The organism is Pectobacterium sp. 1950-15 (assembly GCF_037136835.1).
GTDB lineage: Bacteria > Pseudomonadota > Gammaproteobacteria > Enterobacterales > Enterobacteriaceae > Pectobacterium.
This window is the reverse complement of sequence record NZ_JBBBQR010000008.1, coordinates 76,923-93,610: the sequence shown is the minus strand read 5'-3', so window position 1 is coordinate 93,610 and position 16,688 is coordinate 76,923. Positions and strand designations below refer to the sequence as shown.

Here is a 16,688-nt window from a genome sequence, read left to right as displayed (position 1 = left end):
ACGAAAATAAAGAGGTGTCTAAAAACAATAAGTGTGATTCAGGTCACTAAAACCACACTGTGGAATTTTCCGATTCTGTTAACATGAGCGCAAAAATCGTCACAGTTTCATAAAAGTGTAACATTAGCGTCATGAATCACACTCATTTGTACGCTAGCCCCTTACAATAACGTTCGTAATAGAACAAAAAAGCTATCGTTTTTTTTCGCATTGGAGATATCTATGCTGAGTATTTTTAGGCCCGCAGCCCACCAGGCGCGCGTATCGCAGGATCGTGTCGATCCCCTCTATCGCCGTCTGCGCTGGCAGATCTTCATGGGGATCTTTTTTGGCTACGCCGCCTACTATCTGGTACGCAAAAACTTCACACTGGCAATGCCTTACCTGATTGAACAGGGCTTCTCACGCGGTGATCTTGGCTTTGCGCTGTCCGGCATTTCCATCGCCTACGGCTTTTCCAAATTCATCATGGGATCGGTATCAGACCGTTCCAACCCACGGGTTTTCCTGCCTGCCGGCCTGATTCTGGCGGCCGCCGTGATGCTGTTCATGGGCTTCGTGCCGTGGGCAACATCAAGCATCGCGATTATGTTCGTCCTGCTTTTCCTGTGCGGTTGGTTCCAGGGAATGGGATGGCCACCGTGTGGACGTACCATGGTTCACTGGTGGTCGCAGAAAGAGCGTGGCGGCATCGTATCCGTATGGAACTGTGCTCACAACGTCGGCGGCGGGCTTCCGCCTCTGCTGTTCCTGCTGGGTATGGCCTGGTTTAACGACTGGAAAGCCGCACTCTACATGCCAGCTTTCGCCGCGATTCTGGTTGCTCTGATTGCGTTTGCCCTGATGCGTGATACCCCGCAATCTTGTGGTTTGCCACCGATTGAAGAGTACAAAAACGACTATCCGGTTGACTACAATGAAAAAGACGAAGAAGAACTAACGGCTAAGCAGATTTTCATGCAGTACGTTTTCCCGAACAAACTGCTGTGGTACATCGCTATCGCCAACGTCTTCGTTTACCTGCTGCGTTACGGCATCCTCGACTGGTCACCGACTTATCTGAAAGAAGTGAAACACTTCGCACTGGATAAATCCTCCTGGGCCTACTTCCTGTACGAATACGCGGGTATTCCGGGTACGCTGCTGTGCGGCTGGATGTCAGATAAAGTGTTCAAAGGCAACCGTGGCGCGACGGGCGTGTTCTTTATGGCGCTGGTGACGATAGCGACCATCGTGTACTGGATGAACCCAGCCGGTAACCCGGGTGTGGATATGGCCTGTATGATCGTCATCGGCTTCCTGATTTACGGCCCGGTGATGCTGATTGGTCTGCACGCACTGGAGCTGGCACCGAAGAAAGCAGCAGGTACAGCAGCGGGCTTCACCGGCCTGTTCGGCTACCTCGGTGGCTCCGTTGCCGCTAGCGCCATCGTCGGCTATACCGTTGACTTCTTCGGTTGGGACGGCGGCTTCATGGTAATGATTGGCGGCAGCATTCTGGCGGTACTTCTGCTGATTGTTGTTATGCTGAATGAGAAAAAACATAAAGCAGAGTTAGCCAGCCGCGCTTAACCCGCTCTTGTAAGCATCCCTCTGGCGGCGTCATGATGACGCCGCCTTTCTCTCAACAGAAAGAGGTTTGATCGCATGAACGTTACCGTAACATCCCTACTCTCCGCCCTCGCACTCTCCGTTTCCCTTAGTGCTTCCAGTCACGCAAGTGACTCCGCCTCATCAACCGACAAAATCGTCATTGCCCACCGCGGCGCCAGCGGCTATCTGCCCGAGCATACGCTGCCAGCCAAGGCGATGGCCTACGCTCAGGGTGCCGATTATCTGGAGCAGGATCTGGTGCTCACCAAAGATAACGCGCTCATTGTCCTGCATGACCACTATCTGGATCGCGTGACCGATGTGGCAGAACGTTTTCCGCAACGCGCCCGTAAAGATGGACGCTTTTACGCCATCGACTTCACGCTACAAGAGATCAAGTCGCTGAAATTCACCGAAGGATTCGACATCAAAGACGGTAAGCAGGTACAGAGCTACCCGAACCGCTTCCCGATGTGGAAATCCGACTTCCGCATTCATACCTTCCAGGAAGAGATTGAATTTATTCAGGGTCTGAACCACTCAACGGGCAAGAACATTGGGCTCTACCCCGAAATCAAAGCGCCGTGGTTTCACCATCAGGAAGGGAAAGATATCGCCCGCGAAACGCTGGCCGTGTTGAAGCAGTATGGCTATACGAAAAAAAGCGATAAGGTCTTCCTGCAATCGTTTGATGTTGCAGAGCTAAAACGCATCAAAACCGAATTGCAGCCGCAGATGAAGATGGACTTAAACCTGATTCAACTGATTGCCTATACCGACTGGCATGAAACCTACGAGAAACAGGCCGATGGGTCGTGGGTGAACTACAACTACGACTGGATGCAAAAGCCCGGCGCCATGCAGCAGATTGCAACCTATGCCGATGGTATCGGGCCGGACTACCACATGCTCGTCCAGAAAGGTTCGACGCCTGACAACATCACCTTTACCGACATGGTGAAGGAAGCCCACCAGCATAAACTTCAGGTACACCCATTTACGGCAAGGGCTGACAGGCTACCGGCGTACGCCAAGGATATCGATCGGCTCTACGATATTCTCTACTATCAGGCGGATGTTGACGGGCTGTTCACCGATTTCCCCGACAAAGCGGTCGATTTTCTGAAAAAACCGCGCTGAGACTCAGTGTTCCCATCGGGCACTACGTGCCCGATGATGCGTCGGTCGATACTATACGGATTACTTCACGGCTTACTTCAGAAACAGTTCCCGCAGGTAATTCGGCACCGCGCTGTCTGCGTTAGACCCAATCACTTCGCGATCCGGCAACATATCTTTCAGGCGCTGGTGCGCGTTCTGCATGACGCAGCCTTTACCCGCCATCGACAGCATTTCGTAGTCGTTCATACCATCGCCAAACGCTACACACTCTTTGAGCGAGAAGCCGATGATCTTCGCCACCTGCTCCAGCGCATGGCCTTTAGATACGCCGCCCGCCATCACTTCCAGACAGGTAAGCGTCGAAAAGCTCACGTTAACGCGGTCGCCCCAGCGCGCGTTGATCGCTTCTTCCAACGGCAGCAACTGTTCATGGGAATCGCAGGTAAAGAACACCTTGCTGACGCCATCGGTCTCCAGCAGCGCAGGCTCGAACAACTTGTATTTAAAGATCGACTCTTTGAAGAAACGCTCTTCTTCCGCACGTGGACGGTTCATAAACCACTCATCATCGCGGTAAACGTGCGTCAGCATATCGGGGTTATTGTGTACGACACTGTAAAGGTCGCGGGCGATATCCTGATCCAGATTGTGACTGAAAATCAGCTCGCCCTGCGAGTTGTGCACTCGCGCGCCATTCGAGGTAATCATAAACGCGCTGATACCGAGATTATCGCGAATCTGCGCGACGTCCATGTGGTGCCGTCCGGTCGCGAACACAAAGTGAATCCCTTTTTCCGTCAGCAGCCTGAGGGTTTCTTTTGCATACGGGGACAGCGAGTGGTCAGGTGACAGCAGCGTGCCATCTAAATCGGAAGCAACGACATGGTACATAACGATGAGATCTCACTTCTGGTGTGTTGTAGCGGCACACGCCGCAAAAATTAATGATAACGCGCAAAGTGCGCCAGAATCAGCGCAAATGCCTGAGCGCGGAGGTTATCCGTTTCAAAGAGAATTTCATGCCGCGCACCGGGGATAACCTGTAAAACGCCGTTCGCATTGGCGTTACCACTCTGCGCCAGTGCCTGACAAAACGCATTCTGGCTGCGGTTATCCACCACGCGTTCCTCTCCCGCCTGCAACAGCAGCAGCGGCGTAGTGACGGCGCTGGCCTGCGCCTGTAGCTGTTTCCCTGCCTGTATCGCTTCACGCACCCAATGATAGGTGGGGCCGCCTACACGCAAATCCGGCGAGTCTGCATAAAATCGAATGCTGCGCTGGTAGCGTTCACGGCTGTGCGTCAGCACATTCATTCGGTAAGGCAGCGGACGCCACTGTCCGGTGCCGATAGCGTAATAATCACGTATCGCCGGACGACGCTCTGCCCAATCGACAATCCATCCGGCAACACAATGAGGAAGCGGCAAACGAATGCCAAACATCGGCGCGCACAGCGTAACGGCATCAAACGTCTCAGGCTGGCGAATCAGCAACTGTGCCAGAATCGCGCCGCCCATTGAATGCGCTAACGCAAACCGGCGGATATAGTGCTTCGGCCCTATGTGCTGCTGACACAGCGTTTCGGCGTCATCGACATAATCACTGAAACGCACAACGTGTCCACGGTGGCCGTCTTGCAACACGCGACCCGATCGCCCTTGCCCACGGTGATCCATGATGAGTACATCATAGCCGCTATGAAAAAGGTCATACGCCACTTCGCTATATTTGACGTAGCTTTCGATACGGCCTGAAAAGACAACGACAATCTTGTCGTGCTGTGGCGCGGTAAAACGAACAAACCGGATAGGGACGTCATCAACGCCAGAGAATTCGCCCTCTTCGCGCTGACGCCAAAAATCCAGTAATTCTCCGGTAGCAAAAGCGGCAAACTGCGCTTCTCGCGTTAGCAGGTTCGAGGTTAACCCCTCAGACGTTAACCGTTCCGACGTAAACAACGTATTGTGGCGTTGAACCATCACACCTCTCCGGTGACGCGGGAAAACTAAAGCTAGCGGAAGAACATGACAAGCGGTAGAGCACCAGCGTATTGTGACATAAAAAACAGACAGACTCTCGTAATACAGAACGTGATTCAGGGGCATGCTTCATGACATTGGACTGGTGGTTAACCTATTTACTCACAACGCTTATTCTCAGCCTGTCGCCCGGCTCGGGCGCCATCAACACCATGAGCACCGGCATTAGCCATGGCTATCGCGGCGCGGCGGCCTCCATCTGTGGTTTGCAGGTCGGGCTGGCGATTCATATCGTGCTGGTCGGCATCGGACTAGGCGCGCTGCTTAACCAGTCGGTACTGGCTTTCGATATGCTGAAATGGCTGGGCGCGGCTTATCTGATTTGGCTGGGGATTCAGCAATGGCGTGCCGCGGGCGCACTGGACCTTCAGGCGATCGTCAGCGCGATGCCGCGTCGTAGACTGTTTAAACGTGCGGTGCTGGTGAATCTGACCAACCCGAAAAGCATCGTGTTTCTGGCGGCGCTGTTCCCACAATTCATTATCCCCCACCAGCCGCAGGCCGCTCAGTATCTGGTATTGGGCGTCACCACCATTGTGGTCGATATCATCGTGATGATTGGCTACGCCACGTTGGCCACGCGGATCGCCGGGTGGCTGAAAGGCCCACGGCAGATGAAGACACTCAACCGGATATTCGGTTCACTGTTTGTGCTGGTTGGCGCGTTACTCGCCACCGCGAGAAAGGCCTGATAAAGACAGCGCGTCGTATCAAATTACGGCGCGCTGTTGTTCTCCACCAGAAACGCTCTGGGGAAATGTCAGCGAGAGAAAATCAGGTGCAGGCCGAAACCGGTAAACAACACGCCCGCTACGCCATCCACCCATTTCGCCAGACGCTGATAGCCGCGACGCATTGCCGGCAAGGCGAAAACCATTGCGACCAGACTGAACCAGATCAGCGTTTCAATCGAGATCAGCGCAAACAACCCCCAGCGGGCGCCGCTGCCGACGCTATCGCCAACAAACAGCGAGAACACGCTACCGAAATAGATCAGCGCCTTCGGGTTAGCCAGATTCGTCAATAACCCGCGCATAAAGGTTTTGCCACGCTGAGGCAACACAACAGCCGTTTCCTGCGTGGTTTCCAACTGTGCTTTACGCCGTGCGGAGCGCAGCATCTGCCAGCCCATCCAGCACAGATATAGCCCGCCGCCGACGGTAATGGCGGTATGCAGCCAGGCCATTTTTTGCAACAGCAGATGCAGCCCCAGCAGCGCGATAGCCGCCCAGACCACCACGCCCAGAGAAATACCCAGCACACCCATCATTGCTTCACGGCGGGAACGGCTGGCTGCGGTTTGTGAAACGAAAAAGAAATCCGGCCCCGGACTCATCAGCGCAATGAAATGCACCAGCGCCACCGTCAGAAATAGCATCAGCATCTTGGTTTTCCTGTTTTTTTAAATGCAATCAGATAAGGCGAGCGTTACTCGTCATCATTATCGACATGATCGCGAATCATGTTCATGAAGGGCGCACCAAAGCGTTCAAGCTTACGGTGACCAACCCCGTTGATATTCAGCAATTCACCCGCGGTGATCGGCATCAGTTCCGCCATCTCCAGCAGCGTCGCATCGCTGAACACCACGTAAGGCGGAATATTGTCTTCATCCGCAATGGATTTACGCAATTTACGCAATTTGGCGAACAGCTTACGGTCGTAATTTCCGCCATAAGATTTCTGATTCGCGCGAGGCTTCAGGTTAATCACTCGCGGCACAGCCAGCTGTAGCGGCACTTCTCCCCGCAATACCGGACGTGCCGATTCGGTAAGCTGTACGGCGGAATGCATCGTGATGTTCTGGTTCAGCAAGCCCAGATGAATCAGTTGGCGCAGCACGCTGACCCAATGCTCCTGCGATTTATCCTTGCCGATGCCGTAAACCGGCAGCTTGTCATGGCCGAAGTCCCGGATACGCTGGTTATTTGCACCGCGCAACACCTCGACGATATACCCTAAACCAAAGCGCTGCCCGACCCGATACACGCAGGACAGCGCCTTTTGCGCTTCAACCAGCCCGTCGTAGCGCTTCGGCGGATCGAGACAAACATCGCAGTTACCGCAAGGTTGTTGGCGCCCTTCACCGAAATAGTTCAGCAGCACCAGACGACGGCAGGTTTGCGCTTCGGCAAACGCCCCCATCGCATTGAGCTTATGGCGCTCAATATCCAACTGTGGCCCGGCGGGTTTTTCTTCCAGACAGCGGCGCAGCCACGCCATATCCGCCGGATCGTAGAACAGCGCAGCTTCAGCAGCGAGGCCGTCACGTCCGGCACGCCCCGTTTCCTGATAGTAGGATTCGATGTTGCGCGGAATATCAAAGTGCACCACAAACCGCACGTTAGGTTTGTTGATGCCCATACCAAATGCGACGGTCGCGACGACCACCTGAAGATCGTCACGCAGAAACGCTTCCTGCACCTGCGCACGCCGTTCATTATCCAGACCGGCGTGATAAGCCCCTGCGCTCAGCCCGCGAGCCTGCAAACGCGCGCAAATGTCTTCCACGCGGGAGCGGCTATTGCAGTAGATGATGCCGCTTTTCCCCCGCTGCCCCTGCACGAACATCCAGAGCTGATCGAGCGGTTTGAATTTCTCTACCAGCGTGTAGCGAATATTCGGGCGGTCAAAACTGTTGATCTGAATGAGCGGCGAGTGAAGATCCAGCAGGCGAACGATATCGTTGCGCGTGGTCTCGTCAGCGGTGGCCGTCAAAGCGATGAAAGGAAGATGCGGAAAACGCTGTTTAATCTGCCCCAGCGCGCGGTATTCAGGGCGGAAATCATGGCCCCATTGGGAAATGCAGTGCGCTTCATCCACCGCGATCAGGGCGATCTGCCAGTGGGCGAGATGATCGAGGAAGCTGTCTGTCGTCAGGCGTTCCGGCGCAATATACAGCAGTTTGATTTGGCCGGTACGACAACCCGCCATCACTTCAAGCTGCTGTTCACGCGTCTGTGTCGAATTCAGGCAGGCCGCCGACACGCCATAGGCCTGAAGCTGATCGACCTGATCTTTCATCAGTGAAATCAGCGGGGACACCACCAGCGTCAGCCCGTCCATCACCAGTGCAGGGATTTGATAGCACAGCGACTTACCGCCGCCTGTCGGCATGATCACCAGACAATCCTGCCCGCTGAGCGTCGCGCTGATAATTTCCTGCTGACCCGGTCGGAATTGCTGGTAGCCGAACGTGTCCCGCAGAACCTGAACCGCCAGCGCTTCCTTATTCAATACTTCCGCCGTAGACACGCCTTCCCCAATTCAATGAAATCAAACAGGCGCTATTTTCAGCGCCGTTTGGTAAAACTGCAATGGTTAGTTTGGTAAAACGACACGGGTTAACAAAGACAGTCGTTAACGAAGGCAGTAGTCAAAACGGCAAGCGCTAAAATAACCGCTGTTAGAACATGTCGTTCAGCGTCACCCCAACGCCGAAGCGAGTCTGACGGTGGTTGTAGTCAATCAGTGATTCACCGTAACCGCTAAAGACCTTGGTATAAAAGCGAACATGACGCGTCAGCGGGTAGCTCCAGCCCAGTTCGCCACCGCCGTAGCCGCTGTTCCAGTTATAACGTCCTTCCGCGCTAAACACGCTGTCGCCCCACACATAGCCAACGCGTAAGCGGTAATGACCCATGTATTTGGTAATGTCCGGGTTATCGTCCTGGCTATCAGAGAAACGAACCCACGGTTTCACATCAACCTGCCAGTTACCGTTCTGTGTCATCAGGCGGGCATAGGCGCGGTTCCAACTGCGTGACGTGGGTTCGGAACGGCCGTTAGATTGGTGATTAAAGCCCACTTCCACATCCCGCAGCGTCCAGCCCGCGAAGGTGGCGTTCGTTGCCCAGCCCAAAAAGACCTGGGGTTCATAATCCGTTTCACGGAATGGAGAAGACTCGCTCTTATTCGACAGTTGCCACCATGAGCGCTGCGTATAGGAAGCCCCCAGCAGCGAGTTATCACCCAGAATACCACGCCAGATCGGGAACCCCAGACTCAACTGGTAATGCACTTCATCTTTACGTGCTTCATCGCCCCAGTTATAGCTCTGTATCGCCGTTTTATTGATGTTGCTGGTATAGGTATACAGTATGTAGTTGCTCTCGTAAGGATAGAGGACAAACGGGGTGTTGTGCTCTTCTAACAAGCTGGCAATAATGCTGCCACGTACCACCGGTTGATTTGGCGCAGGCGCGTTTACGTTTGTTGTGTCTTCGGCATGAGCCTGTGCCATCAGTAATGCTGCCAGTACGAATCCGATTTTATGCATTCATTTTCTCCGACATGGTTTTTCTCCGGCATTCTTTTTATCCAAATAAAATCTTTTATCTAAATAAACTCTTTTATCTAAATAGCGATGAGCCTTCCCCACTCAAGCCCGCCATTCTACACAGTTCCGCGACGTTTGAATTACCGTTCCTCCGTTTCTTAGCCTTTTCTGGCAAGAAACAAAATCAACGCATAAAATAAACATTTGCATAACCTTATCGCATCAAATCACCTACATTTAATGTGTACCTCTTATTGCTCGGACGGAAAACAACGATGGCTAACCTCCCCTCATTTCAGGGAACGACATTAACCAGAGATACCGTGCGCCAGCTCGTTGGCGATATTTTCATTTACAAAATGCCATTCAACATTGAGCTAGGCCTTGAGCTACAGCAGTTTGACGCTGATAAAGCCGTCCTGACGTTCGCCCGGCAAGAGAAGCTCATCGGCAATGCGGCACAAAAGATTCTGCATGGCGGCGTGATTGCCGCCGGGTTGGACGTTGCTGCCGGATTGGTATGCGTCGGTAGCACGCTGCTGCGCCATGAGACGATCAGCGATCAGGAATTTCATCACCGACTCGCCCGCATGGGAACCATTGATATGCGCGTAGATTATCTGCGCCCGGGCTATGGGGAACACTTCACGATAACCAGCACGCTGCTGCGCGGCGGCAATAAAATCGCTGTCGCCCGTGCCGAATTGCATAACGAACAGGGGTCATATTTGGCCAGCGCGACCGCAACCTACATTGTCGGGTAGCCTTTCCCGTGGGCAAACAGGATTGTCAGGCAACATGGCCATTAACACTTTACGTGAAAGCGCTCACAGTTTTGGGTAGACTTAGCGTTTTCCCGCCGTCCTTATCGAGTCACCCATGAACGCGCAACAAACCCGTGAGGGGATATTTTTCGCCCTCGGTGCGTATTTTATTTGGGGAATTGCTCCCGTTTATTTCAAGCTGCTTGAGCACGTTCCACCCAATGAAATACTGACGCACCGTATTATCTGGTCATTCTTCTTTATGCTTATCCTGCTGACCATCGGCCGGAAATGGCGTCAGGTGAGCTATGCTTGCCGCAACGTCAAGCATCTGTTTCTGCTGGCATTAACGGCGGTGCTTATCGGCGGAAACTGGCTGTTGTACATCTGGGCGGTCAACAACCATCACATGCTGGAAGCCAGTCTGGGGTATTTTATTAACCCGCTGGTCAACGTCATGTTGGGCATGATCTTCCTTGGAGAGCGCTTCCGCCGTTTGCAATGGCTGGCCGTGCTGCTCGCGGTGACAGGTGTACTGGTTCAACTGTGGACATTCGGATCGTTGCCGGTGATCGCACTGGGGCTGGCATTCAGCTTCGCGTTATACGGCCTGCTGCGCAAGAAGATTGGTATCGACGGGCAAACTGGCATGTTGATCGAAACGCTGTGGCTGCTGCCAGTGGCGGTCATTTATCTGTTTTTTATTGCCGATACGCCAAGCAGCCATCTGACAGCCAATCCCTGGTCGCTAAACCTGCTGCTGCTCTCGGCGGGTATCGTCACCACGGTGCCGCTGCTATTTTTCACCGCGGCAGCTATGCGTCTGCGTCTATCGACGCTCGGCTTTTTCCAGTATCTCGGCCCAACCATCATGTTCCTGCTGGCGGTGGTGTTCTACGGTGAAACGTTCAGCAGCGACAAACTGGTCACGTTTGCCTTCATCTGGGGCGCACTGGGGCTGTTCATTCTGGATGCACTTTATACACAGCGTAAGCTACGGCGCACGCCCGCTACACCTTCCCAGCCTCAACACGGCGGGAAATAAAGCGCGATAAGATCGGGCTGAATACTAGCGTCGAAAACAGCCGCAGCGTCTGCATGGCAATGACAAACGCCATATCGACCCGACTGCCTGCGGCAATAATTGCAATCGAATCGAGCCCGCCGGGGCTGGTCGCCAGAAAGGCGGTCAGCATATCCACCGGCATCATTTTCGTCACCATCCACGCCATTCCGCCACACAGCAGCATCAATCCGACGATCGACGCCATCATGTGCGGCAGCGTGCGTATTGCCAGTAGAAAGATGGGACGGGTGAAACATAAACCCACGCTCCAGCCAATCACGGCGTAGGCCAACGCCAGCAGCCACTCCGGGGTCTGCAAGTGCAAGGTGCCGCTGGCATGCAGCATCGAACCAATAATCATCGGCCCCAGCAGTGCCCCGGATGGAATACGCATGCGTCTTGCTAACCATGCGCTACCAAATGCCACGCCGAGCGTCGCCAGAAAACGCCAGTCCAGTGAAGGAAACCACACTAGCATCGCGCTGTTTTCTGCCGCTTCATCGCCTAAGCTCAGGCGAGCCACGAATGCTGCCGAAGCGGTCACCATCAAGACGCGTAAATATTGCATGAAGGCAACCAGTCGCACGTCCGCGCCAAACTCTCCAGACATGGCAACCATGGCAGACGCCCCGCCCGGCGATGCGCCCCAGGTTCCGGTCGTTCCGGGTAGCTCGCTAAATTTGACCAGTAACCAGCCAGATAATCCGCTGGCCGCCAGCGTCGCCAACAAAATGAACAGCACCAGCGGCCATTCATTCAGCAAAGGAGTCAGGATAGAAAAAGACAGGCTTTGTGCGACCAGACAGCCCAGAACGGCATTGCTGCCTGCAAATCCGACGGGCGGGATGCGAATCGTCGCACCGTTCAAGCCCATGACGACACCAACCATCATCGGCCCCAGCAACAGCGCGGCAGGAACATGGTAAACCTGTAGTCCAAACCCCAGTAATAACGAAACCGACAGCAATATTCCCCATTGCATCCAAGGAGACATCCCTTTCATGCACACGACCTGTTTTTAGTAATAGAAAGTAAGAATAGAAAGGACTGTCCGCCATTCTAAACAAGATGGCCGGAAAATGAACGGGCGCGGGAGAATAAACAGAAAGAGTGAGTCGGAGAACGATGAAGGGAGGAAGGCATGTTGATACGCCTGATGGTTAATTTCCATCAGGCGTATCGGTAAAAACTTAGAGCCAGTTTTTACGTTTAAAGTAGAGGTACGGCGCCAGTCCGGCGAGGATCATCAGCACAATCGCCCCTGGATAGCCAAACGACCATTTCAGCTCAGGCATAAACTCAAAGTTCATCCCGTAGCTGGATGCCACCAGCGTCGGCGGCAGGAATACCACGGAGACCACCGAGAAGATCTTGATAATCCGGCTCTGCTCGATGTTGATGAAGCCCATCGCCGCTTGCATCAGGAAGTTAACTTTCTGGAACAGGGATTCATTGTGTGGCAGCAGAGATTCGATATCGCGTAAAATTTCGCGTGCCTGCTCTAACTGGCCGGATGGTAAGCGGGCTCTACGCACCAGAAAATTCAACGCGCGTTGGGTATCCATTAGACACAGGCGCACTTTCCAGCCCACGTCTTCCAGTTCCGCCAGCGTGGACAACGCCTCGTCGTACTCTTCACCCTGCCGCCCTTCCATTATGATGCGGCTCAGTGATTCCAGATCGCTGTAGATGTTCTCGATTTCGTCCGCCAGTTGCTCAATTTTTGTCTCAAAGAGATCGAGCAGCAGTTCGTAAGCATTACCGTCCACCAGCGTTTGGTTGCGGGCGCGCATGCGGTACAGGCGGAACGCGGGCAGTTCACGCTCGCGCAGGGTGTACAGGCGGCCATCGCGAATGGTAAACGCCACCGTGGAGTTACCAGCGTGATCCTCAGCATCTTCAAAAAAGAAAAAGGAGTGAATATGCAAGCCATCTTCATCTTCAAAAAAACGTGCCGACGCTTCGATATCTTCCAGTTCCGGACGGGTTGCCAGGCTTTGTCCCAGTTCGTTTTGTACTTTTTCACGCTCATCGTCTTCCGGTTCGATCAAATCGACCCAAACTGACGTGGTGAGATCATCGGAGTCATCCAGTTCCAGACGAGATAAACGGCAATTATCCAGTTTAAATGCGCTCAGCATGGGCCATAGCTCCCCTTTCAGTAGCAGAGATGGACAACGCGATTGAAGCACAGAAACAAAGGTGAGGTGTCACCAGCAGGTTTCAGTCCGTTCGACGGATCTGACTCGTAGCGACAAAAACAGCGTCGCTGACAACCACGAAGGCTATCAGCAGAGGAAGATAGCCTTAGAAGTTGTACCTAATGAACAGGTTAGTGAGCCAGTATCGACTGGGTGTGTCCAAGGCGTTAGTCCTCCGAGAATAATGATGCGCGCATGTTACGCCGAGATGAAAAAGACTTCAACTTTAAAACCTCGGCTGAAACACGCTGTAAAATATTGGTCAAACGAATAAGGTTTATCCAATAAATACGGCGCTGAAATCGGCAAGAAACGCAGTCCCTTAAAGCAAAAAGGAACCGCGCATATCGATTAGGCGTTATCCGGCAGATAGGCAATCGCACGGACGGGGAAGCCGGGCGCACCGGCGAAATTAGGGTAGCTGACGTGGATATAAGCGCCGGTAGGCGGCAGCTGATGCAAATTGTTCAGTACTTCAACCTGCCAGGCATTCTGGTTCAGCACGAAGAACTCGCCAATCAGCCCGTTGTTACGACGGAAATCAGCGGCGGAGTCTGTATCCAGCGTTTCATGCCCAACCGCGCTAATACCGCGTTCTTCAAACAGGAACGTCAGCGCCTCAAGCGACCAGCCCGGCGTATGGCTGTTGCCTTGCTCATCTTTATTGGCGAAGGCGTCAATATCAGGCCAGCGTGTGCTCCAGCCGCTGGCAAACGCGACAAAGCTGCCTGACGGGATTTCCCCGTGTTCGCGCTCAAACGCCAGAATGTCATCAACCGACAGGCGGTAATCGTGATCGTTCGCGACGGCGTCTTGTTTGTGGAGCACCACCAGCGGCAGCAACAGCTCTTTATTATCAATGCGATCCAGATAACGTTTACCCGCGACAAAATGCCCCGGCGCGTCAATATGCGTCCCCGTCTGTGTCGCGAACGTCACGGCCTGCGCATAAAAGCCATGATCTTCAACGTTGAATAAGGTCTTACGCTGCAACACGCCTTCAAACGCGCCAAAAATAGGAATTGATTCCGTAATCGTATGCGTAAGATCGACCCATTTTTTCTTCTGCAATTCGGCAATAATCTGGTCTAGCGTCATGGGCATGCTCCTTTTTTATTGTGATACCACACATCCATGGATACGCGGCAAGCCACCTATACCCGTCATACTTCAAGTTGCATGTGCGTTGGCTACGTTCACTCACCCGAATCACTTACCTGAGTAAGCTCATCGGGATTCCTTCTCTTGCCGCCTGCCTGAAACTCGAATTATTTAGGGTATAGCATTGTCGAAAATGACGATAAAGACTAAGACAGGGTTTTTATAAGTTATATAACCCCGTCATACTTCAAACTGCATCGTGACGATCACACCGTTTCCAGTCTGGCATAAGCGGCGACCAGCCATTTAATGCCCTGTCCTTGAAACGCGACCTGAAGACGGGCGTGATCGCCGCTGCCTTCCAGATTCACGATCGTGCCTTCACCAAATTTCGCATGGCGAACCCGCTGCCCCAGTTTATAGCCGCTGTCGTTTTGCGTGATCGGCGTGCCAAGACGCTGGTGATTGACTGGACGCGAGACGCTGGCGCGTAACCGCACTTCTTCAACACACTCTTCAGGCAGTTCGCCGACGAATCGGGAAGGTCGGTGATAGGCCTCTTTGCCGTATAAACGGCGGGATTCCGCGTAGGTTATCGTCAGCTTTTCCATCGCGCGCGTCACGCCGACATAGGCCAGACGACGCTCTTCTTCCAGACGCCCACCTTCATCCAGCGACATCTGGCTGGGAAACATGCCCTCTTCCATGCCGACGATAAACACCTGCGGGAACTCCAGTCCTTTCGCCGAGTGCAGCGTCATGAGCTGTACCGCATCCTGATTGGCATCCGCCTGGCCTTCTCCCGCTTCCAGCGCGGCATGCGACAGGAAAGCCTGAAGCGGCATTAGATCCTGATCTTCTTCCTGATAGCTGAACTGGCGCGTCGCCGTCACCAGTTCCTCGAGGTTTTCTACCCGCGCCTGCCCTTTTTCGCCTTTTTCCTGTTCATACATGCTCCACAGGCCGGAATCTTTAATGACCCGGTCGGTTTGCACATGCAGCGGCAGTTCCGACGTTTCATAGGCCAGTGCATCGATCAGTTCAATAAAGCGCTGTAGCGATGCCGCCGCGCGTCCCGCCAGCACTTTCTCCTGCAACAGCGCCCGCGTGGCTTGCCACAGCGTCAACTGACGATCGCGCGACGTCTGACGCACGACATCCAATGTGCGATCGCCAATACCGCGTGTCGGCGTATTTACCACGCGCTCGAACGCCGCATCGTCGTTACGATTAGCGATCAGCCGCAGATAAGACAGCGCGTCTTTAATTTCCTGACGCTCAAAGAAGCGCATGCCGCCGTAAATGCGGTACGGCATACTCTGCTGCAACAGCGCCTCTTCCAGCAAGCGCGACTGGGCGTTACTCCGATACAGAATGGCGTTATCTTTCAGCGCACCGCCATTTTCATGCCAGGTTTTAATCCGATTAACGACGTAGCGCGCTTCATCCAATTCGTTAAATGCGCAATACAGCGAGATGGGTTCACCCTCTACGCCATCGGTCCACAGGTTTTTTCCGAGCCGCCCACCGTTATGCGCGATCAGCGCATTCGCCGCTTTCAGGATGTTGCTGGTCGAACGGTAGTTCTGCTCCAGACGGATCGTTTCTGCGCCGGCGAAATCTTTCAGGAACAGTTGAATATTTTCGACCTGCGCCCCGCGCCAGCCGTAAATCGACTGATCGTCATCCCCGACGATCATCACCTTAGCGCTGTCGCCCGCCAGCATACGAATCCAGGCGTACTGAATGCGGTTGGTGTCCTGGAATTCGTCCACCAGAATGTTGGTAAACCGTTCGCGATAGTGGTTCAGCACATGCGGCTTGTTCAGCCACAGTTCATGCGCACGCAGCAGCAACTCGGCGAAATCCACCAGCCCGGCACGATCGCACGCTTCCTGATAGGCCTGATACACGCGCTGCCACGTTTGCTCGATAGGGTTGCCGTAGCTTTCAATGTGCTGCGGGCGCAGCCCCTCATCTTTCTTCCCGTTGATGAACCACATCGCCTGACGCGGCGGCCACTGTTTCTCGTCCAGATTCAGCGCCCGAATCAGACGCTTCAGCAGACGTAGCTGATCTTCGCTGTCCAGAATCTGGAAATCCTGCGGCAGATTGGCATCCATATGGTGCGCACGCAGCAGACGGTGTGCCAGCCCGTGAAAAGTGCCAATCCACATACCGCCCTGACTGGTACCGATCAGGTGATCGATACGATGGCGCATCTCCGCCGCCGCTTTGTTGGTAAACGTCACCGCCATGATGGAGTACGGCGAACAGTTTTCGACGGACAAGAGCCAGGCAATACGATGAACCAGTACCCGCGTTTTGCCGCTGCCTGCCCCCGCCAGCACCAATAAATTGCTGCGCGGCGCGGCTACCGCGTCACGCTGTTTGTCGTTGAGGCCATCGAGCAGATCAGAAACGTCCATAGGTACGGGTTATCCGGTGAGGGAAACGCCGCACATGTAAGTAATGTCGATCGTTTAAGCATCGAGATACACGGGGCGACTACAGGGGTGAGGC

General features: G+C 53.9%; 15 protein-coding genes. 5 read left to right on the top strand and 10 right to left on the bottom strand.

The window, feature by feature from the left end:
• The first annotated feature begins 222 nt into the window (after positions 1 to 222).
• Both glpT and glpQ read left to right on the top strand, forming a co-directional pair.
• Positions 223 to 1,572 (top strand): glycerol-3-phosphate transporter, encoded by a 1,350-nt coding sequence (glpT, locus tag WCT94_RS11070; RefSeq protein WP_336869603.1) that lies wholly within the window; start codon positions 223 to 225, stop codon positions 1,570 to 1,572.
• A gap of 75 nt (positions 1,573 to 1,647) precedes the next feature.
• Entirely contained in the window at positions 1,648 to 2,733 is a 1,086-nt protein-coding gene (gene glpQ / locus WCT94_RS11065; RefSeq protein ID WP_336869602.1) for a glycerophosphodiester phosphodiesterase, read from the top strand.
• Positions 2,734 to 2,805: 72 nt separating this feature from the next.
• Here glpQ and yigL read toward each other — a convergent pair whose 3' ends face one another.
• Entirely contained in the window at positions 2,806 to 3,606 is an 801-nt protein-coding gene (gene yigL, locus WCT94_RS11060; RefSeq protein ID WP_010294521.1) for a sugar/pyridoxal phosphate phosphatase YigL, read from the bottom strand.
• A 50-nt stretch (positions 3,607 to 3,656) separates the two neighbouring features.
• Positions 3,657 to 4,694 (bottom strand): lysophospholipase L2, encoded by a 1,038-nt coding sequence (pldB, locus tag WCT94_RS11055; protein ID WP_336869601.1) that lies wholly within the window; start codon positions 4,692 to 4,694, stop codon positions 3,657 to 3,659.
• Between the two features lie 131 nt (positions 4,695 to 4,825).
• Between pldB and rhtB the strand changes: the two genes are divergently transcribed.
• Positions 4,826 to 5,446 carry a homoserine/homoserine lactone efflux protein gene (gene rhtB, locus WCT94_RS11050; protein WP_336869600.1) on the top strand — a complete coding sequence of 207 codons (621 nt, stop codon included), beginning with the start codon at positions 4,826 to 4,828 and terminating at the stop codon, positions 5,444 to 5,446.
• A gap of 68 nt (positions 5,447 to 5,514) precedes the next feature.
• Here rhtB and rhtC read toward each other — a convergent pair whose 3' ends face one another.
• The 3 genes from rhtC to pldA form a co-directional block, all read right to left on the bottom strand.
• The gene (gene rhtC, locus WCT94_RS11045) at positions 5,515 to 6,138 is read right to left on the bottom strand and encodes a threonine export protein RhtC (RefSeq protein WP_010284889.1); all 624 of its coding nucleotides are present in this window, start codon (positions 6,136 to 6,138) and stop codon (positions 5,515 to 5,517) included.
• A 44-nt stretch (positions 6,139 to 6,182) separates the two neighbouring features.
• Positions 6,183 to 8,009: an ATP-dependent DNA helicase RecQ gene (gene recQ, locus WCT94_RS11040; RefSeq protein ID WP_336869599.1), complete on the bottom strand. Its 1,827-nt coding sequence runs from the start codon at positions 8,007 to 8,009 to the stop codon at positions 6,183 to 6,185.
• Positions 8,010 to 8,160: 151 nt separating this feature from the next.
• Complete coding sequence (gene pldA / locus WCT94_RS11035) at positions 8,161 to 9,033, bottom strand: phospholipase A (RefSeq protein ID WP_336869598.1); 873 nt, start codon at positions 9,031 to 9,033, stop codon at positions 8,161 to 8,163.
• 275 nt (positions 9,034 to 9,308) lie between these two features.
• Between pldA and WCT94_RS11030 the strand changes: the two genes are divergently transcribed.
• Together WCT94_RS11030 and rarD are read left to right on the top strand one after the other, a co-directional pair.
• Positions 9,309 to 9,797, top strand: a complete 489-nt coding sequence (locus WCT94_RS11030; RefSeq protein WP_336869597.1) for a thioesterase family protein — start codon at positions 9,309 to 9,311, stop codon at positions 9,795 to 9,797.
• A gap of 115 nt (positions 9,798 to 9,912) precedes the next feature.
• Complete coding sequence (gene rarD / locus WCT94_RS11025) at positions 9,913 to 10,842, top strand: EamA family transporter RarD (protein WP_336869596.1); 930 nt, start codon at positions 9,913 to 9,915, stop codon at positions 10,840 to 10,842.
• Here rarD and WCT94_RS11020 read toward each other — a convergent pair.
• From WCT94_RS11020 to uvrD, 5 genes are all read right to left on the bottom strand, one after another.
• A complete protein-coding gene (locus tag WCT94_RS11020; protein ID WP_180787104.1) occupies positions 10,808 to 11,866 on the bottom strand; it encodes an AbrB family transcriptional regulator in 1,059 nt (352 codons plus the stop codon). The genes rarD and WCT94_RS11020 overlap by 35 nt on opposite strands.
• 187 nt (positions 11,867 to 12,053) lie before the next feature.
• Positions 12,054 to 13,004: a magnesium/cobalt transporter CorA gene (gene corA / locus WCT94_RS11015; protein WP_336869595.1), complete on the bottom strand. Its 951-nt coding sequence runs from the start codon at positions 13,002 to 13,004 to the stop codon at positions 12,054 to 12,056.
• Positions 13,005 to 13,170: 166 nt separating this feature from the next.
• Positions 13,171 to 13,227, bottom strand: a complete 57-nt coding sequence (gene ysgD, locus WCT94_RS20825; protein ID WP_349814568.1) for a YsgD/CorL family protein — start codon at positions 13,225 to 13,227, stop codon at positions 13,171 to 13,173.
• A gap of 188 nt (positions 13,228 to 13,415) precedes the next feature.
• Positions 13,416 to 14,162, bottom strand: a complete 747-nt coding sequence (locus WCT94_RS11010; RefSeq protein ID WP_336869594.1) for a cyclase family protein — start codon at positions 14,160 to 14,162, stop codon at positions 13,416 to 13,418.
• 269 nt (positions 14,163 to 14,431) lie between these two features.
• Positions 14,432 to 16,594, bottom strand: a complete 2,163-nt coding sequence (gene uvrD, locus WCT94_RS11005) for a DNA helicase II (RefSeq protein WP_336869593.1) — start codon at positions 16,592 to 16,594, stop codon at positions 14,432 to 14,434.
• Positions 16,595 to 16,688 lie beyond the last annotated feature (94 nt).